Origin of the sequence: Occallatibacter sp. (genome assembly GCF_036502485.1) — a bacterium.
Lineage (GTDB): Bacteria > Acidobacteriota > Terriglobia > Terriglobales > Acidobacteriaceae > Telmatobacter.
Map to the genome: position 1 here is coordinate 1 of NZ_DASXYM010000117.1, position 20182 is coordinate 20182.

The 20182-nt window shown below is 57.6% G+C and carries 10 protein-coding genes and 1 tRNA gene; 5 read left to right on the forward strand and 6 right to left on the reverse strand.

The annotated features are described in order from the left end of the window. Positions 1 to 918: aldo/keto reductase (locus tag VGL22_RS15490; protein WP_465267845.1), on the forward strand; the 918-nt coding region annotated here is incomplete at its 5' end. Positions 919 to 926: 8 nt separating this feature from the next. Here the strand turns inward: VGL22_RS15490 and VGL22_RS15495 are convergent. From VGL22_RS15495 to VGL22_RS15505, 3 genes are all read right to left on the reverse strand, one after another. Continuing rightward, positions 927 to 2591: a GMC oxidoreductase gene (locus tag VGL22_RS15495; protein ID WP_465267846.1), complete on the reverse strand. Its 1665-nt coding sequence runs from the start codon at positions 2589 to 2591 to the stop codon at positions 927 to 929. Positions 2592 to 3285: 694 nt separating this feature from the next. After that, positions 3286 to 3894, reverse strand: coding sequence for a UpxY family transcription antiterminator (locus VGL22_RS15500; RefSeq protein ID WP_465267847.1), 609 nt, complete (start codon positions 3892 to 3894; stop codon positions 3286 to 3288). Positions 3895 to 4068: 174 nt separating this feature from the next. After that, a complete protein-coding gene (locus VGL22_RS15505) occupies positions 4069 to 4386 on the reverse strand; it encodes a PilZ domain-containing protein (protein ID WP_465267848.1) in 318 nt (105 codons plus the stop codon). Between the two features lie 602 nt (positions 4387 to 4988). On the opposite strand from VGL22_RS15505, the gene VGL22_RS15510 reads away from it, so the two are divergent. From VGL22_RS15510 to VGL22_RS15520, 3 genes are all read left to right on the forward strand, one after another. Next, positions 4989 to 5753, forward strand: a complete 765-nt coding sequence (locus VGL22_RS15510) for a response regulator (protein ID WP_465267849.1) — start codon at positions 4989 to 4991, stop codon at positions 5751 to 5753. 574 nt (positions 5754 to 6327) lie between these two features. Further along, positions 6328 to 7470 carry an acyl-CoA dehydrogenase family protein gene (locus tag VGL22_RS15515; protein WP_465267850.1) on the forward strand — a complete coding sequence of 381 codons (1143 nt, stop codon included), beginning with the start codon at positions 6328 to 6330 and terminating at the stop codon, positions 7468 to 7470. Then, positions 7458 to 13439, forward strand: coding sequence for an amino acid adenylation domain-containing protein (locus VGL22_RS15520; RefSeq protein WP_465267851.1), 5982 nt, complete (start codon positions 7458 to 7460; stop codon positions 13437 to 13439). The genes VGL22_RS15515 and VGL22_RS15520 overlap by 13 nt, the downstream gene beginning before the upstream one ends. A gap of 155 nt (positions 13440 to 13594) precedes the next feature. Here VGL22_RS15520 and VGL22_RS15525 read toward each other — a convergent pair whose 3' ends face one another. Both VGL22_RS15525 and VGL22_RS15530 read right to left on the reverse strand, forming a co-directional pair. Further along, positions 13595 to 16297 carry a glycoside hydrolase family 9 protein gene (locus VGL22_RS15525; RefSeq protein ID WP_465267852.1) on the reverse strand — a complete coding sequence of 901 codons (2703 nt, stop codon included), beginning with the start codon at positions 16295 to 16297 and terminating at the stop codon, positions 13595 to 13597. 191 nt (positions 16298 to 16488) lie between these two features. Beyond that, positions 16489 to 16578 (reverse strand) — tRNA-Ser (locus tag VGL22_RS15530). Between the two features lie 191 nt (positions 16579 to 16769). On the opposite strand from VGL22_RS15530, the gene galA reads away from it, so the two are divergent. Next, positions 16770 to 19286, forward strand: a complete 2517-nt coding sequence (gene galA / locus VGL22_RS15535) for a beta-galactosidase GalA (RefSeq protein WP_465267853.1) — start codon at positions 16770 to 16772, stop codon at positions 19284 to 19286. Positions 19287 to 19309: 23 nt separating this feature from the next. Here galA and pheA read toward each other — a convergent pair whose 3' ends face one another. Next, positions 19310 to 20128, reverse strand: a complete 819-nt coding sequence (gene pheA / locus VGL22_RS15540) for a prephenate dehydratase (RefSeq protein WP_465267854.1) — start codon at positions 20126 to 20128, stop codon at positions 19310 to 19312. Positions 20129 to 20182 lie beyond the last annotated feature (54 nt).

The window sequence follows — 20182 nt, forward strand, 5'->3', positions numbered from 1 at the left end:
GTGCTTGGACGAGTGGGACGCAATGAATCCCTGCGCGCTATGCACCTCGCCTGGCAGTCCGGAATGAGCCTGTTTGAAACTGCCCCGAGTTACGGGTTTGGGGAAGCTGAGAGCCTTCTAGGTGGATTTCTGAGTGGAAAACGTGACCGCATCACGTTGGTCACTAAATATGGCATTGAACCGCAGCCATTGTCTCGCCTGAAGCGCATTGCCATTCCTGCTGTTCGACTGTCAAGACGCTTGGGACTCCCGGGAGTCCGGCACCGATGGAGGCGCGGCTCAAGAGGGGGAGCACCCCAGGGCCGGTTTTCTGTTGACGGTCTCAGGAGGTCACTCGACTCAAGCCTGCGAAATCTCCGCACAGACTATATCGATATCTTTCTGCTGCATGATGCTGGTTTAGATGTCGTCCTTCGGCAAGACATGCTGGGTGAACTCGAACTGTTGGCGAAGGCAGGGAAGGTAATCCGTACCGGTCTTTACGCAGCGCCTGAAGTGGTGGCTGAGGCTTTATCGACCAAGTTGGACGCAATGGAATATGGATTCAACCCTTTTGCGTTGCAGACGTCTGAATTGTGCCGTGCCGGAGACCGCGGCGTTTTCATGATGGTGAATCATCCTTTCCAAAGTGAGCGGCACCTTACAAGCGTCAAGTCAGTACTGTCGTTGCTCTCTGCGGACGAAACTACGCCCGAGCCTTTGCGAAGCAAGTTGCGCGATGCGGAGTGGCCGGTCATGCTCGAAGTGATCTTCGGATTGGCCTTGCACCCCGCCGGGGCGCATGCAATTGTCTTCTCGATGATGCAGAAGGAGCATCTGCTAGCTAACATCCGTGCGGTCGACAGCAACCGCTTCGCGCCCGAAGAGTTATCGCTGATTGATCGTGTATTGCGCAAGTCCGTCGGTAGAAGTATTTGATGCAAGCTTCACAGGGAGCCGCTTTTGAATTGGTCGGCGATGTACTCACATGCACGTGCGGTCAGTGCCATGATGGTGAGTGCCGGCCCCACGGTGCCGCTTGAAACAAAGCAGCTTCCATCGGTGACAAACAGATTCTTGCAATCCCACATCTGATTATAGGAATTTACAACAGAGGTCGCGGGGTCATTTCCCATTCGCGCTCCACCACACTCGTGAATGGCCGCCCCCATCGCGAGACTCCTGTTGAAGCAGGTCCGGAACATGAGCCGGCTAAGCCAGTCAGCCTCCGGGAACGCTTCCTTCGGGTTTTCCAAACCGAGTGCGGATCCGGAAAAGCTGATCTTGTAGCCGCAGGCCTCCACCATGTCTCTGACCGATTTCATCTGTTCCTGCAGCAAGTCGCGCTCATTTTGAGCGATGCTGCATCTGATGTGAGCGGCGGGGATCCCCCAAGCATCCTGGCGTTTGCGATTCACCGTTACGCAGTTTTCGAAGTAGGGAAGTGTCTCGCCGAAGCCCATGATTCCGAAAATAGCATCGCGATCCTCTGGAACGTAACTGCGGCCAATTGCACCTTGATATGCAAACCCTCTTCTGAATTGTGGATGAGTGACCGAGTCCAAGTTCTGAAACCGCGGGATGTAGACGCCACCTGAGGGTCCATAGAACGGGTCGGGTGCCGAGTTGTCTAGCTCCCATCCCTTGCTTCCGGGTATGGATCCGTAGATCTGACTTGGACATTGATCCATGAAGTAGCGGCCAAGCAAACCGTTTCTGTTACCCAACCCATTCGGATGCTTTGTGCACCCGGAATTGAAAAGGATTCGGATGGATTCGATTGTAGATGCGCACAGAACGACGACGCTGGCAGAAACCGATTCCAATGATCTTGATGACCGGTCGATGAACTCTGCACCCGTCGCTCTTCCAGTGGAGGGATCGATAGAGATGCGTTGCACGATTGCGCCGGTACGCGTGGTGAGCCGGCCGGTTTCTTTGGCCGCCTGGATCGGGAGGGGTACGCGTTTGAGATTTGGGGCCGCATATCTCCAGGAGATCACTTTTCGATCCGGCCAGTTGGCCTCGACCGTTGCCTTGAACGCCTGCTCCAGACCGGTTAGCTTTGGCATCCCGCTACAGTTTCCATCGGGCAGATTCTTGATCTGATCGGCGGTTCCGTACAGCCCGACGAATTTCTCAACCCTTTCATAATAGGGGGCCAAACAACTGTAGGATATAGGCCAATCTTCACCGAAGCCGTCCCGGCTCGCCACCTTAAAATCGTAATCCGTCATGCGCAGGAGCACGCGTCCGTAAAGATGAAGGCGCCCTCCCAACTGTCGTCCCCGGATCCACAGGTAGGAATCCCCGGAAGGCGTGGTGTACGGGTTCTCGCGATCATTTACAAAGAAATCTTTAAACTGCTCGCCAAAAAACCCGATTCTTGCCTGGATGTGCTGGCCCTTGAGTACGGCCCGCGCCCGCGTGGTCAGATTGATCCCCTTCTGGCGCGGTGTTTCCGGGATCTTGAAGTCCTGCTCCGTGATATCTCGGCCTGCTTCCAGCATGAGTACGTCCATGCCTCTTTCAGTAAGTTCTTTTACTGCGAAGCTGCCGGCAGCTCCAGATCCAATTACGATTGCATCGAAGGTTTTTCCGTGCGTCTGCATTCCATGTTCCTTCACAGGAATTCGTCTGTGTAAATACTTTCGGATTGGTCGTTTGGACGGGATGCTAACTCAAATTATGCATGGCAGTGGGAGATGACACGCAGCTACAGACGAGCGGGTCTGAGCGTTTGAGATGACTTACCTCTTCGTAAGACTAGTAAGGCTGAGACAAGAAGGCCTGTGCCAAGCAGAAAGAGACCGCCAGCCTTCGCCGAAAGAAAGGAAACCACCCTCAGCAAGATCATCGAGCCGATCCTGCTGTCCCGGGAAAAATCAATGCGGCGCGCAGAACCTTGGTCAGACGTTTTGATGACTTCGGCGCGAGCTGCCCCGGGGGGCCCGTAGGCCACGGATTGCGGCGCGGGGTCAACCAGCGACGCTCGCATGAATTCCGCGGAGTTCCCGACGTTAAGCACTCCAAATTCGTAGCTTACTGTAGCGGGTTTGCGTGATGTCGTAGGTCTGTCCGCTATTGTTGTCGGCCGCCCCCTTTGCATAGGTGGCTGCGACAACAATTCCGGCTCTTTTATGCTATTTTCGGGTGCCGGTGAGCCGCTGACGGTACCGCGCGTGGCGCTGGGCACCATCGAGGTGCCCAGGTGAGGCACCGAACACCAGCCCATGATAACCGCAACGAATATTACCTTTCTCATAGTCTCTCCTGATACCGATTGACGGGTGTGGCTGCATCTCTCTACAGAGCCGCGGAAACGGATGTATGGAACGGGAGCGTAACAGCCGGGGTTGTCAGGGGTTGAACACGCACAGGTTCCACATCCAACGAACTTACTTCGACTGCTGCAGACTGGGTAAGCAACCTTATGGAGATCACCAGGCGCCACCCGCTCTTCTTGCGCACCAGTACCCCCTCGACCCCTGTCATTGCGCCTCGGATAACCCGAACTCTCTCCCCGGCATTGAGAAAGGGGTGTGGCTCGATCATCGCCGGGTGTCTAGCAGCCCGCATGATGTCCTGTATCTCTCCGTCGGGAACAATGGCGCACCGTTCGCCGTGCGAAAGGATCATGTGAACACCGGGTGTCGTTAGAACCGGAAGCCTACCACCCAGGCTCTCCCGCACAAACAAGTAGCAGGGGAACAATGGCATCCGAATGATCTTTTTCCTATCCTTCCATTGCCGTGCCGTCTCAAAAGTTGGCAGAAGTACTTCAACTCCCTTTGCGGTCAAAACATCCGCTACTGCCTGTTCATGGTGGTGCCGTGTGTAGACCGCCCACCATCCTGCCGGCGTCCCAGAATCCCGGCGGTGAGTGGGACTAATGCTCGTCAGGTCAGTATTCACTCAATCCCCCAACTGTGTCGTCGTTTGGACGTAGCTTCGCCCTGTCAGTCACATATCCTCTTGCTATTGCTTCTGCATGTACGGTCAGAAGCGCCGCTCTAAAAGGCTGATCTCGCTGCCGAGATGACGATCATTGAAGCGGCCCAGCTTATCATCGCCTGGGCTTTACTGCGCCTAAGGACGACGGATGCGTAGAGACACTAACTGTGCCGCTAACACCACACCCTGCCCAGTGGGCTCCCCATCATGAGAACGCATAACAACGCCGGTAGCATTGATCGTGGCACCCCGCGTTGTTGCATGGACACAGGGTAATTCGATCGATACTTCAATGCGCGTCCCTTTCCTCACCGTAACTCCCCCTCGGAACAGGATTCCAGTTGAACTCATATTGAGCACCCCGCCCCGATGCCACATGTCCTCGCCGCCGACCCGGTAATGCATGGCGTTGTCCATCGAAAACCGTTGTGCTCGCTGCACTCTATCGGGCATGTTCAAGGTCTCGCAATAACTCGAAGCGGTTAGAGTGGTGCAGTGTTTACCTGTCGCTGCATGCACCAAAGTAATGTGAAAGTACAGAAGTGATTCTCATGGATCGTAAGTCGGATGTTTGCGATGTGCAATGGCCCACGAGTGCCATTCCGAAAGGCACATGGGTGCGGAACTTATGGCACCTCGCAATGCCATAGGGAGTACCCACTTCAAGTAGGCCCCTAGGCCAGCAAGCGGTGTGCGGATTTGCGACAGCGCAAGCGGCGAAAGCTCGCGTGCTGGCGATCCGCTCGTAAAGAATTGTTTGCAGAGATTGCCCGAGGAGAGCCACAGCGTAGAGTAACTATTACCGAAGGGTCGTTATGGGCTACAGCTAGTGTCTCTTCAGTGGTCACGTTGGTCACGTAAACGGCAGACGTCCAACAGCATAGGGCCGAAAATCTGAAGTTTTGATGAATCGGTCATTTTTTTTGCGCTCGGGCCTTCGGCGGTCCTATAATCGGCTCACCCCCCCCAAACAATAGACGCGCTACGCCCGCACAACGACCGACGTGCGGACGCCGAACATGCATATTGCGCAGAGCAGATGGAGGAGAGGCTAGATGAAGTCGTTGACGCATATAAATGGACGCCTATTGAGTCAATCGTGCAGGGGCCCGCGTGTCGCAACCCAAGGCTGGGCTGAGGTCGAAAGTCCGAAAGAGGCTCGGATCTTCGTGGCCGCGGATCACGCTCTCTTCAGAAGTGGCTTGGCGGCCCTTCTCAATGGGAGTCGAGGATGCCAGGTGATCGGGGATGCTGGGGAGTTTCCGACGATCGTTCGTATGGTAAGTCTGCTGAACCCGGATGTTCTCCTGATGGATTGGCATTTGGCACTCAGGGAAGGAATGAACATCCTCTCTGAGGTCCGGCGCTCTGGGGCCTCAATCAACATTATTCTGGTGTCCGCTCCGTCCGATACCCGCAATCTATCGCAGTACATACAACTCGGCGTGAAGGGCATCTTATTGGGTGATGCCACCGCCGAGACTCTTCGCGACGCCATTCATGAAGTTATGGCGGGACAATACGTGCTGGGAAATGCAGCTGTTGCAAGCCTCGTGAGAGCAGCTAGTGCTCCCACCCCCAGCACAGCTTTCCAAGTTGCCAAGCGCAAGTTCGGAATCACGCCGCGCGAGTTCGAATTCATTTCGGAAGTTGTTGCAGGTTGGTCTACTGCCGATATCGTGCAGCGAACGTCGGTGAGTCCGAATACGCTCAAGCACCACATGACGCACATCTTCGACAAGCTTGGTGTTTCGAATAGGGTGGAATTGGTGCTGTTCGCGGTGAAACACATATTCAGTTCAGAAGCAGCCTCAGACTGACGGCCTTAGTCACCTTTGGAGTGACGATCATGCTATAGGTAAGGAAGGAGTCACTGAATGGCTCCTTCCCGCGATCCTTTGATGCTATTTAGTTGGTAAGTTGTGCGGAGCAGCGGCGCTGCCGCGCAGGTCTCTCTCCACGCACGCCCCCAGATTCGGCGAGTCATCCCCATGGCAATGAAACTTCTCCTGTGGTGCTGAGGCAGGGGGGCACGCCCTCGTCTGAACACAGCAGATCATCCGCCTTCTCGGAGAAGTGTCGGCCAGACCGGTCGCACGAAACGCCGAAGAAGCGAGTCCCTCAGGCTAGTATGTGGCACACCTGGAGTGGCTCTGAATGTAGAAATGTTTTCCTCTTCGCCTCCTGAAGAAAGGGAAATCACTTTCCACATCAGGTTGGAAAGATAGTTCTCAGTTTCGCGTCTCGCCGTGAGAACTCTCTGGATACCGATACCGCAAAGTTTGGACCTCAACTTGCAAGTCGATGTGATGAATCACTGCCATCAGGCATGCCTGTGCTGGAACGCGACGTCGGGAGAGCTGTCCCAGGAGCGTGCGAAAGAGAGCAAAAACTGTGGCCTATCAATTGCCTTGGATGAATGATGAACTGCAGATGTTCCGGAAGACGGCCCGCCGCTTCGTGCAGGAGGAGTTTGTACCGCACCAGACGCGATGGCGGCAACAACGTCGCCCGGACGTTGAGGCTTGGACACAAGCTGGCGCGGCAGGTCTGCTCTTGACCGATGTAGCGGAGGAGTACGGCGGAGGCGGGGGAACCGTTGCCCATGAAGCTGTGATAGCTGAGGAGCTCGCTCAAGCGGGCGTTCACTTCGGATCTCTCAATCAAAGCATTGTGGCACATTACATTCAGGCCTACGGCAACGAAGCGCAGAAGCGAAACTGGTTGCCGCGAATGGGCCGCGGTGAGTTGGTAGGCGCCATTGCTATGACGGAAGCCGGAGCCGGATCGGACCTCCAGGCCATCAAGACGAGCGCCACTCGCGATGGATCCGAATATGTCATTCGCGGATCCAAAACTTTCGTAACCAACGGGTGGCACGCCGGTATCGTCGTCCTAGCAGTAAAAACCGTTCCTAAGGCGATGGGGCCCAAAAGCATCTCGCTCATTGCCATCGAAACGGGACAACTCGCAGGCCTCACCGTTGGTGCTCCGCTCGAAAAGCTCGGAATGCACGAACAAGATACCTGCGAGCTATTCTTCGATGACGTGCGCGTTCCAGTTTCAAATCTTCTTGGTCCTTCTGAGGGCATGGGCTTCTCGCAATTGATGGCCCAATTGCCATATGAAAGATTGATGGTAGCCGTGACCGCGATCGCAACGGCCGAACGTGCCGTAACGATGACAACAAAGTACGTTAAGGATCGTGTCGCATTCGGCGCATCCTTGATGGACCTTCAAAACACACGCTTCAAGCTGGCGGAGTGCCACACTGAGTCCCACATTGGCCGTGTGTTTGTTGACAAGTGCATTGGAGACTTCATTGCTGGTCGCTTCAATGCCACCACCGCCGCTATGGCCAAGTACTGGCTTACCGAGTGCGAAGGCCGTGTCCTGGATGAATGCGTTCAGTTGCACGGCGGATACGGGTATTCCACCGAATACCCCGTGGCTCGCATGTGGGCCGATAGTCGTGTACACCGTATCTACGCTGGTGCAAACGAAATCATGAAGGAACTCATCGGATGCTCACTCTAGGCGTCACTGATAACAAGGCCGCTGCCAGCTCGGACAGCACGGTGCCATGCGGTTCCGGCGATGCCACTCAGCCGCTGGGGCTGACACATGAGGACCGCCAGCGGGTTCTGCACGAGTGGAATGGCACCCGCTTGGCGTACCCCGATGCCTGTGTGCACCAACTCTTTGAGGAGCAAGTGGCACGCGCACCCGATGCCATTGCGGTCCTCAGCGGACGGCAGAGCCTGAGTTATCGGGAACTGAACGAGCGCGCCAATCAAGTCGCCCGCTATCTGCGCAACCGGAATGTCGGACCCGAGGTCTTGGTCGGCGTCTGTTTCAGTCGGTCGCCGGAGATGGTTGTAGCCCTGTTGGGGGTGTGGAAGGCGGGAGCTGCCTATGTACCGCTCGATCCCTCTTACCCCAGGGAGCGCCTGTCGTTCATGGTGGACGACGCTGCCTTGGCGGTTCTACTCACGCATTCGCAGCACAGCTCGATGTTCCAATCTGTGCAAGAAAAGACGGTTTGCCTGGATTCGGATTGGCCGAGCATAGCCCAACTGGACAGCAGCAACATCGAGTCAGGGGTGAGCCCTTCAAATTTGGCGTATGTGATGTATACCTCCGGGTCTACAGGAAAGCCCAAAGGGGCCATGATTATTCACCGAGGCCTGGTGAACTATTTGTGGTGGGCTGTCGAGGCGTACAAAGTCCAACCCGGTGGTTCGGTCCCGGTGCACAGCTCCATCTGCTTCGACTTAACTGTCACCAGCTTATATCCGGCGCTGATCACAGGTGGGCAGGTCGAGCTCCTTTCAGAGGATATGGGAGCGCGGAACCTGTTGGCCGCTCTGCGCCGGACCGGCGATCGAAGCCTGGTGAAAATCACCCCTGCTCACCTGGAAGCGCTGAACTTGCAGTTGGCTCCGGACGAAGTGTCGGGAATGACCAGAACATTCGTAATCGGAGGGGAGAACCTGCTCGCCAAAAGCGTACAGCTATGGCGAGACTTTGCACCCGCGACTCGAATCATCAACGAATACGGACCTACTGAAACAGTAGTCGGCTGCTGTGTGTATGAAGTGCGACCGGAAGATCCGGATTACGGCTCGATTCCGATTGGCCGGCCTATCGCCAACACTCAACTCTACATTCTCGATGAGGATCTGAAGCCCGTAGCTCCGGGAACCATGGGCGAGCTGTTCATCGGTGGCGATGGCGTGGCTCGCGGTTATCTCAACCGGCCCGAGTTGACTCAACAACGTTTTTTGCCTGATCCGTTTTCCTCATCCGCCCATGGACGCATGTACAAGACGGGGGATTTGGCTCGCTATCGCGAGGACGGAGTTATCGAATACCTAGGGCGTGCCGATGACCAGGTAAAGATTCGCGGATATCGCATCGAACTGGGGGAAATCGAGTCCGCCCTGGCAACCTGCCCTGCTGTGCAATCGTGTGCAGTGTTGGCGCAGGACGATGCCTCGTCCAACAAGCAACTAGTTGCGTATGTTGTTCGCCGGCTGGGCGTACCTTCGGACCCAGCGCAACCGAAGGAGTTCTTGAAAGAGCGGCTGCCCGAATACATGGTCCCTGCCAGATTTCTTGAGCTTGATTCCTTGCCACTTACTCACAATGGCAAGATTGACCGTAAAGCACTCGCTTCCGTGGTTGCTGAAACCACGGCTGTCCAGGACGCTGCCCAGCCGCGCACGCATACTGAACAGTCACTCGCCTCAATTTGGAAAGATCTGCTGAAGGTTCAAGAGGTCGGGATCAATGATGATTTCTTCGACCTAGGTGGACACTCACTTCTTGCAATCAAGGCCGCATCACGGATCCGCGATCAATTCGGGGTCGAATTTCAGGCCCAGACCCTTTTCGAAACATCAACTATTGCTGCGTTGGCCGGCATTCTGGACAAGACCGAAGACTCCGGTGCCCAGACCTTGCAACACATCGAGTGCCGCAAGCAGCCTGGACCTGCTCCTCTGTCGTATTCTCAACAACCACTCTGGTTCCTGCACCGGATGAACCCGGCCAGCTCCGCCTACAATATTGTCGATGTGGTCCGGTTGGAAGGGAGCTACAACCCAGAGGCACTGAAGCGGGCAGCCAAGGAACTCTTGCGCAGGCACGAGGTGCTGCGCACATGGTTCAGCGAGAATGACGGCCGGCCAGTGCAAGTCGTATCGCCGGAACTAGAATTGGAGGTTCCGGAACTTGACTGGATGTCACTTTCGCAGCCGCAGCGCGAACAGGCGTGGAGCGACTTGGTCCAGAAACAGGGGCGTAAGCCCTTTGACTTGTCGAAGCTCCCATTGCTGCGCATGACTGTCGCGCACTGCACTCCGCGGGAACACCGGCTGCTCATCACTATTCATCACATCATTGCTGATGAATGGTCGATGGAGATCATTCAGAAGGAGCTTCGCCAGCTCTACCATGCCTTCTCTCAAAGACAACCGTCTCCGCTCGAGACCTTGCCCATACAGTACGCTGATTTCGCCCGCTGGCAGCGTGACTGGCTTCAGGGACAAGCGCTCGAGGACCAGCTCTCTTACTGGAAGCAGGAATTGGCGGCTGCTCCATTCGTCCTGGATTTACCGACGGACAAACCCAGGCCCGCCGTCCAAAGTTTCTGCGGCTCAACGGAGATGTTCACGATTCCGCAGGAGTTGCTGCGGCGCCTGAAGGAGGTGGGCCGTCAGGAGCAGACCACGCTCTTCATGACCATGGAAGCCACGTTTGCGGCCTTTCTGCACCGCTACACCAATCAAGATGACATCCTAATCGGTACGCCGGTGGCGAATCGCAGGCAGCGCGAGACCGAAGGTCTGGTTGGCTATTTCCTGAATTCGGTCGTATTGCGGAGTCGGTTCACGAATAACCTGAACTTCCGCACCCTCTTGCGGCAGGTGCGCGAGAAGTCACTGGGCGCGTATGCCCATGCGGATGCTCCGTTTGAGCAATTGGTGGCTGAACTGGCGCCGCAGCGCGATGCGAGCCGTTCGCCGCTTTTTCAGGTGATGTTCGTCCTCCACGACACCCCAGGAGTTTCAGAGGTCTCGAAGGCTTCAAGTAATCATCGATTGCAGAATGGGACGTCGAAGTTCGACTTGACACTCACGTTATCCGAAAGTGCCGGTAACCTTGACGCCGTCATTGAGTACAGCACTGACCTGTTTACCGCGGATGCCATTCGCCGGATGTGCAGCCATTATTGCACGCTCCTCAGCGAACTGATGCGTGATCCAGACGAAAGCATCTCTACATTGGCCCTCCTCACGCAAGCCGAACGCCGGATGTTGCTCGTCGACTGGAACGATACCGCCCTGGAGTATCCGAAGAGTCTCTGCCTTCATGAACTGTTGCAGCAAACGGCCGACCGAGGGCCGGAGCGGACGGCGCTGGTCGTCAACGACCAGAATGTGACGTATGGTGAATTGTTCCAGCGCGCCAACCAACTCGCCTTCCACTTGCGCGCACTCGGAGTTGGACCTGATGTTCTCGTGGGCGTTATGGTCGAGCGCTCCGTGGACATGGTAGTCGCACTTCTCGGAATCCTTCAGGCAGGCGGCGCTTACATTCCGCTCGATCCGGCTTTCCCGATCAGCCGCCTCGCGCACATGGTTGAAGACAGCGGCATGAAGGTCCTGCTTACCCATCGCGACCTATGTGAGACACTCTCAGCGTTGCCGCCGGTCGTTGTCCGTCTCGATTCCGATTGGAGCGAAATCGAGAAGAGCACCACCATCGGGGGGCTTCCCGGGGTCGGGCCAGAGTGCCCTGCATACGTGCTCTACACGTCAGGGTCAACAGGCAAACCCAAGGGTGTGGCAATTCCACATTCCGCGATCGTGAATTTCCTTTGTTCCATGCGCCGCGCGCCGGGCTTCAGCGAGGCGGATACACTGCTGGCGGTGACAACGCTCTCCTTTGACATCGCCGGTTTGGAACTGTATTTGCCCCTCCTATGCGGCGGTCGAGTCGTGATCGCCGACGCTGCTGACACCCACGATCCTTATCGGCTGATGGAACTGATACGGGAATCGAAATGTACTGTCATGCAGGCTACTCCCGCCACATTCCGCGCATTGCTTCATGCGGGTTGGTCAGGCGCGCCCAACCTGACTCTTCTCTGCGGTGGCGAACCGATGCCTTCCGACTTGGCCGGTAATCTGCTCCAGCGTTGTGACGCGGTGTGGAATATGTATGGACCCACAGAGACAACAGTGTGGTCCACTATACATAAGGTAACTTCGGCCGACTTCGCTGTTCCCATTGGCAAACCGATAGCCAACACTCAGGTCTATGTGTTGAATGCGAATCGCGAGCCTGTTCCTATCGGAGTAAGTGGTGAGCTATACATTGGCGGTGATGGTCTCGCGCACGGATATCTGCATCGCGAAGAGTTAACGGGAGAGCGCTTTGTTCCTAACCCCTTTGTACCTGGCGCCCGTTTTTATCGCACGGGCGATCTCGCGCGTTGGAATCAGGATGGAACTCTCCAATGCTTAAATCGTGTGGACAACCAGGTAAAGATCCGCGGATTCCGCATCGAACTTGGTGAAATCGAAGTCCAGTTGGGCAAGCACCCGGCCGTCCGTGAAGCAGCAGCCATCGTGCGCGAAGATGTCCCGGGCGATAAGCGGATCGTAGCGTACTTTACAACTCGGCCTGGCAGCGGTTTTGACCTGGCTGAATCAGGTGCCGAGCAGTTGCGAGTGCACCTGGCGGCGAGTCTCCCCGAATACATGCTCCCGGCTGCCTACGTGCGCCTGGATGCTCTGCCGTTAACCCCAAATGGCAAGTTGGACAGAAAAGCTCTGCCGCCGCCTGAGAGCACGGCATTTGCTGTGCAAGCTTATCAGGCACCGATAGGCGAAATCGAATCCAAGCTCGCTGAAATCTGGGCTGAGATCTTGAGACTTGAGCGGGTCGGCCGGAACGACGACTTCTTCGATCTCGGAGGGCATTCGCTTCTCGCTGTCCAACTCATTGCGCGAGTACAGCAGTTCGTTCCGGAGCAGCCCCTGCCGCTCACAGCCTTGCTGCAGTGCCCAACCGTGGCGCGTTTCGCGGATTTCATTGAGAACTCGCGTTCTAAGCGTTCACCTGAAAAAGCCAAAGGCTGGGAGATCGTCGTTCCCATGAAACCGGGGAAACCGGGGTGTTTGCCTTTTTTCTGTGTCTCTGCAGCGGCGGCAACCGCATTGGTCATGCGACCGCTCGCCAGGGTGCTCGACGACGGTGTTCCGCTGTATTGCATTCAGAACAAGGGATGGGACGGTTCTGGGCCATTCACCACCATTCAAGAGGCGGCGCAGTGCTACGTTGAGGAGATTCGCAAGATACAGCCTCACGGACCGTACCGGCTTGGTGGATATTGTTTTGGTGGTATGGTGGCATTTGAAATGGCCTGCATACTCGAAGGCATGGGCGAGCCCGTCTCGTCCCTGTTTCTCTTCGACATCTTCAACCCGGCATACCTGAGTTCGCAGCCTGGACGCAAGATGCTATACAGGCTCGTAGCCCATTGCCTCCGTCAGTTCGTGTCTCACGCGGCCAGAATGCGCTCGGTGCCCGGGCGCGAGTGGCCTGCATACGTTATTGGCCGTCTGAGCGCAATGCGGGTACAGATCAGGCGCTTTGCCAAAAGAGGTAAGTCAGGCCTCGGCGATGTCTCTGTCCCTACTCGAAACTCAGACATCGGTGACCCCGCTGACCCGCTTGGAAAAATGGTGGAACTTATGCACAGGAGCGGCAGAATAGCCGGGCAAGCATTCGTTCCGAAGCCATACGGCGGTGATGCAATCATCTTCCGCACCCGCGATCGTGAGCCGGACCCTTACGACAATGACTCCCTCGGATGGAAGCCGTTTGTCCTCGGATGTTGTCAACGGTTCGACTTGGAAGCGAACCACGATAACTTCCATTTAGATCCAGCGGTGCAGCAGATTGCCGACAAGATCAATCCCATCCTCCGGTAGATCCGCCGGAGGAGCGGGTGCCCCTTGCGGCCCCGCTTTCCCCTGCTGCGTACCTGGATCCGGCACATCTTCGGCGTGAGCCGCAGGCCGTCCGCGAGGTGGTTCTTCGAGCGCCCGGCACTCTTTGGAGCCACGGGGCGCACCGATTGCTTCAACTATTTTGATTCTTGAATGATCGCCTCTGCCGCGTTGCCGGCCACTACCCAACTTGCCGATCCCGCAACGACTGCTTCATCCTCAAACCATAGAAATCCAAAGTCGTCGATGCACTCCGGAAAGTCCGGCTTGATGATGATGTATCCCGGAATGACTGCGCCCGGAATGTAGGCGTTGTCAGCGCGATTGTTGCTGTACGTCTTCGTCTTCGAGACTGTACCCACTCCAGCTACATACGAAGTGCTGGACACCGGATGTGTACCCAGAATGTAATTGACGGCGCGAAGTGTGTACTCAGGCCCCACAAGATCAGGAAACGCCTTGTGCAGGAAATACATACGGATGGCCATGTCCACCACGGCACCCGAGCCGCCCCAGGTGCCGAGGCTCGGCGGCACCCCGAACGGAGTGGTATCCAATCGCTTGTCCAGACCAGCCATATAGGTCTTCACCGCTTCCCGCATCTGATCTTTCGCGTTCGCGTCCAGATAGGGCAATGCCCGGACCGCCGTCCAGCCGTGGAACTCCATCTGCTCGGGAGTAATTATCTGAGGGAATAACTCCTTGAGACGTGACTTGTACGGCTCGGCGCCATCCGTCGCAATGGTCAACTCCAAAGCCGCGGCCCAGTCCAGTCCCACGCCGAAGCGACCGCGCCCGCCGCCAGCCGGAGGAGTTGTTTGCGCGCTGGCCGTGCTGGAATTTGTCGGAGCAGCCGCGTTGCCTCGTGCGTTCCTGGGCAAGTGAGCACCAGAGGTCACACCCTGGGAGGCGGCGAGCACGCCGTTTGCGGGAGCACTCTCCGGAGCGCCGCCCCATCCGCCGGAGGGAAACGGTGTTGGGTGATTCTTCTCGTCGTTCCATGCCTTAATCGCGGTCTCCAGGCAGTTTTTCGCCAATGCGTCGTCGTAGCCTTTCAGCGTATCGGCGGCCGCGGCCAGCGCTGCAATTGCGTTCCACTGGAAGAACGGGCTGTTCGTGGAGAAGATCCAGCGATCGTCCGGCCTGCCGGAGAGGTCGCCCCTCACTTCGTTTGAACCGAGTTTCGGATCATAGATGCGGCCGTCAGTTTTCGATGCTCCATCGCCCAGATGCGTGTACTGGCGCAGATCCGGCTCATGCGTGCCGCGGATCGCGTGGCCGATATTGTGGAACTGCGCCAGGATAAGCAGCGCACCGTGTTTCACCTGCTCCACCGTATCCGGCACGCCATCGGGACGGTGCATCTCAACTTGGCGCGTCCCTTCATCCACCGTAAGCTCGTCGTACTTCAGATTAAATTCGCGATACGCCAGCGCCAGGCTCTGAATCACGCTGAGTTGCGCAGGCTCCTCCAGGTCGAAGTCGCCGGCGTCATACCAGCCGCCCACGTTCATCCCCGGGATGTGATCGCCCCCTTTATACTTGCCGTCGGTTGCCGTAGCCTGATTCCAGCCGTCGAATTGCTCGCCCACCACGGGCGCGAGACGGCCGTCATCCAGATGCGAAGCGCCGTGCCACACCCGGTAGCCCTCACGCACGGAAACATGATCCATTTGGGCCGCGATGTGATGGTCCAGGCTGTCCTGCCAGATGTTGGCGTAAGCATCTTCTGAGATGGGGAAGGGCGCAGTACGCTGGTCCGCGTACTCAATCACATAAAGGCCGGGCTCCTTCACCGGAGTGAAGTCGAATTTTGAATAGACATACCGCAGCCAAGGCGTTGAAGGCGTGATTGGTCCCTCAAACGCCTGCTTGTACGATCCGTCCTCCATCAGGCGCAGCACCTTGGCCGTCTTCGGCGCGTCGTATTTGGGGTCGAGCTCGAGCACCGCCACCTTTTGGAAACCCGGCGCATAGCCCACCTGACTGTGCGCGATCACCGGCGGCCGTGTCCAGTTGGGAATTACGTCGGGCCTGATGTGCCACACGATGGCGCCCGTGGTCTTGCCCGAGGGGATGAGCGAACGCAACACGAACCAGCCGTTTTGCGCGCGATCGCGTCCATCGAACAGCATAAGGTCGGCCGTGTCTGACTTCACGTTGACGCGGCCCAGCGCGTCGTCAACGCCCAGCGTGATGCTCTTACCTTGCGCGAACGGCAGCGGCTGCGTGTACCCCTTCGCTTTGTCCCAGTCCTCCAGGTAGTATGCCTTCCTGGGCTCATCGGCCAGCGGCAACACCTTAACCATGGTGTCGTTCGGCGTGCGCGGAAAGATGCCGGCCTTGTTTCCGTCCACCAGATAAGTCTTGCCCATGTAGATCGAGGGCAGAAACTCCAGGTTGAACCCCGCCCGCCCGGCCAGTTTCTCCGGCAACGGCTTGTCCAGATTGATGCTGACCTTCGCACCGCCTGGTTCTGCTGCGACCTCAAGGGTGTAACTGAGGTCGAAGCTTGGGAAAGCGAGGTTAGCCGTGAGCCTGTTGGTGGCTTTGTCGGCCTGCTTCCCCTTGAGGGTTGCCACCAGGTCCCACTGCTCGGGGGTCGGCATCAGGCGCACGTCGCCGTTGGTGGCGATCCGCTGGCCGTGGAGAATCAACTCCATGGCTGTGTTTTTCTGGTCGACGAAAACCGGATGGTACGTGCTGTCGTACAGAAAGACGCTGAAACCTTGGGTGTTGAGGTAATTCTTGTCGGTCACCGTCATGCTGAAATCGGCGCCGAACAGGCTTGGGGCAGAGGCCAGGGCCAACAGGAGAACCACTCTGAGTCGGTTGAGCATAAGGAATGGGATCAACTGCTCCTTTGCCTCAACCTAACACGGCATGCAGACATTCGCAGCCGCTTCAGTCCGCCCGAAAACAGGGGCATCCATCCTCGCCCGCAGGCAGAGAAGCACAGGTCGACCTCGCCCGCTCAGAAGGTCATGGCGTAAATAGGTGATCTGATTGTTCTGGGATTTGCCTGGGAAGCTGGCGGAGAGACTGGGATTCGAACCCAGGTTGGAGTTTCCCCCAAACACGCTTTCCAAGCGTGCGCCTTCAGCCACTCGGCCATCTCTCCGGAGGGTGGTACTTATTGAATTTATCACAAGGTGCTCTCCATTTCGGGGAGGCGGGCGGCAGGGCGCAGGTGGTGTCAATCGACGCATGAAACCGTTTACTTCGCGCGGCCGCATCGTATATAGTTCACCCTTGCCGATCCGCCTCGATGTTTGCCGCTGCCGGCATGTTCGGCTCTGGAAAAGGGACTCTATGCCTCGTATCTCTCGCCGCGACCTGCTTGCCTCCGGATTCGCCGTCTCAGCTTCGACCTTGCTGTCTTCGCCCGCGTGGGCCCGCGCGGCTGCTGCTTTGGCGGATGCTCCGGCCATCGCGCCAAGAGAAAAGCTGTTGTTCGACTTCGGCTGGAAGTTCACTTTTGGGCATGGCACCGACCCTTCGAGGGACCTGGGCTTCGGCTACGGTCAGGGAGACTTCGCCAAAACCGGCGACTTCAAGTTTGCCAAGGCGAGCTTTGACGACTCCAAATGGCGTGCCCTCAACCTGCCCCACGACTGGGCCGTCGAACTCCCTTTTGTGCACGACGACGAGCAGCAGTCGCACGGCTACAAGCCGCTGGGCAGGCGCTACCCCGAGACCAGCGTGGGCTGGTATCGTCGCGAATTCGATGTCCCCGCGGCGGACAAGGACCGCCGCACCTGGGTTGAATTTGACGGCGCTTTCCGCAGCGTCATTGTGTTCGTGAACGGCTGCTTCATTGGCCGCAATGACAACGGCTATGCCCCGTTCCGGTTCGACCTTACTAATTTCCTCGCCTATGGCGCGAAGAACTATATTGTTCTGCGCGTGGATGCTTCCATGGGCGACGGCTGGTTTTACGAGGGCGCGGGAATCTATCGCCACGTCTGGCTCACGAAGGCGGATCCCGTGCACCTCGGCTACCTGGACTCCTGGGTGCGCCCGGCGCTGAATGGAAATACTGCCAGCCTCGAGCTCGGCACCACGGTCCGGAACGATAGCGGGAAGCCGGCGAATGCCAGGGTCAACTGGAAGATCGTGGATGGATCCGGCAAGGAAGTCGCGACGGCCACGGCCGCCGCACAGGCGATTGCCGCGGACGGCTCCGCGAACTACACAGCGACAGCGAAGCTGGCGAATCCTGCGCTCTGGTCAGTGGACGCGCCGAATCTTTACTCCGCGATTGTCGCGGTCGAAGCCGATGGCAAATCCAGTGACGCAGAAAAGATCAACTTCGGGGTGCGCACCGCGCAATTCACCGCGGACAAAGGCTTCCTCCTGAATGGCAAGACGGTGAAGATTCAGGGCACCTGCAATCATCAGGATCACGCCGGCGTGGGCGCAGCATTGCCTGACGCCGTGCAGTGGTTTCGCCTGGCGGTGCTCAAGGATATGGGCGGCAATGCCGTGCGCACCTCGCATAACATGCCCACGCCCGAGTGGGTAGAGGCTTGCGATCGCATGGGGATGATGATGATGTGCGAGACGCGCCAGATGAGCTCCAATGCTGAAGGCATGGCGCAGCTTGAGGAGATGTTGAAGCGCTATCGCAACTCGCCCTCAATCATTCTGTGGTCGATTGGAAATGAAGAAGGTCAGATGCAGAGCGCGATGGCGGCGCAGGGCGCTCGCATCGGCGCGGACATGGTGCGACTCTGCCACGAAATCGATCCGACGCGCGTGGTTTCGGCCGCCGTGAACGGAAACAACCAGCAGGGTGTATCGGACGCGCTCGACATCGTTGGATTCAACTACAACCTGAAATTTCCCGACAAGTTCCACGCCGAACACCCGGAGAAGGCCTGCTACGGATCCGAGACATCGAGTGCCATCGGTACGCGTGGCATTTACTCCACTGACAAGCTGCGCAACTGGGTCAACTCCTATGACGGCGTGGTGCCCTGGGGCGAGACGGCCGAAGAGTGGTGGAAGTTCTACGGCACTCGCGATTGGATGGCGGGAGGGTTTGCATGGACGGGCTTTGATTATCGGGGCGAGCCGACGCCTTATGGATGGCCGTCCATTAACTCGCAGTTCGGCATCGTGGATATGTGCGGCTATCCCAAAGACAATTTCTTTTACTACAAAGCGTGGTGGGGCAAGGAGCCCTCGCTGCACCTCTTTCCGCACTGGAACTGGGAGGGCCGGAATGGCGAGGAGATCTCCGTGTGGGTTTACTCCAACGCGGATGAAGTGGAACTGATTGCCAATGGCAAGAGCCAGGGCAGCCAGAAGGTTCCGCGCCTGGGACACGTGGAATGGAAGGTGCGCTACGAGCCCGGCTCCATCGAGGCGCGCGCCTCAAAAGATGGCAAGGTCATCCTCACGGAGAAGCGCGAAACCACGGGCGCTCCGAGCCAGATACGTCTGACTGCGAACCGCAAGGAGATCAATGCGGACGGAGAGGACGTGGTGGTCATCAAGGTGGAGGCGTTCGACACGGAGGGCCGCTTTGTGCCCACGGCGTCCAACCGCCTGGCGTTCAACATCTCCGGAGCGGGTAAACTCATCGGCGTTGGCAACGGCGATCCCAACTGCCAGGAGAGCGACAAGGAGCCGAGGCGATCTCTGTTCAATGGGCTGGCGCAGGTTATCGTGCAGAGCACGAAGCGCGCGGGCGAAATTCACATTGAAGCGATGAAGGATTCAAAGTTCTGGGAGGAGCCGGAAATCACTCCGGCGAAGTTAAGCGTTGTAACCAGACAGGCGGAATTGCGGCCCGCCGTGGCAGTCATCGGCAGCAGAGAATAGGGCCTTGCCGCGTTGCAAACTCGTTATTGGCTTGCTTCGCGGTAGCAGCCCAGGGATTTCACCATCGCGCAGTGCGGGTTGAGCACCGCCAGGGCTCGCTCGCCCTCGCTGCGGGTGCGCAACTGGCAGTCGACATAGAACACATACTCCCACGGTTTGCCGTGCACCGGACGTGATTCGATTTTGGTGAGGTTGGTCCCCAGCGTCGACAGTTCGGCCAGCGCGGCGACCAGGGATCCAGGGCGGTTCTCCACGCTGAACGCGATGCTGATCTTGTTCGCATCGGGATCGGCGGCTGCCTCACTCGACCGGCGGATCAGAAAGAAGCGCGTGTAGTTCTCAGGGTTATCTTCCACATCGGCGGCAAGAATGTGCGCACCATAGACCTGGGCTGCCGCGGCGCTGGCAATTGCCCCCGCGTGGCGGTCGCGGAGTTCCATCAACTGCTTCACGCTGCCCGCGGTGTCGTAGTACGCAAACGACTCCATGTCAGGATGAGAAGCCAGAAACTTTCGACACTGCGCCAGCGCGACCGGATGCGAGAACACGCGGCCGATGTCCTCGATGGTGGTGCCGGGCATGCCGATCAGATTGTGCCGAATGCGCAGCAGCGTTTCGCGCTCCACCTGTACGTCGTGCGTGAGGAGCAGGTCGAAGTGCTCCAACACGGAACCGGCAAGGCTGTTCTCAATGGGAATGACGGCGGCATCCACACTGCCGTCGGACAGAGCCGCAAATACATCCGCCGAGAGGGCCGTGGGCACGATTGTCGCGTCCGGCACAAGCTTCAGCGCTGCTTCATGACTGAAAGAGCCGGGCTCTCCCTGAATGGCGATCTTCATGCGTGGGGATGGTTCTCCTCGATAACAGGGTACATGGTCTGCGGCGTCAGGTGG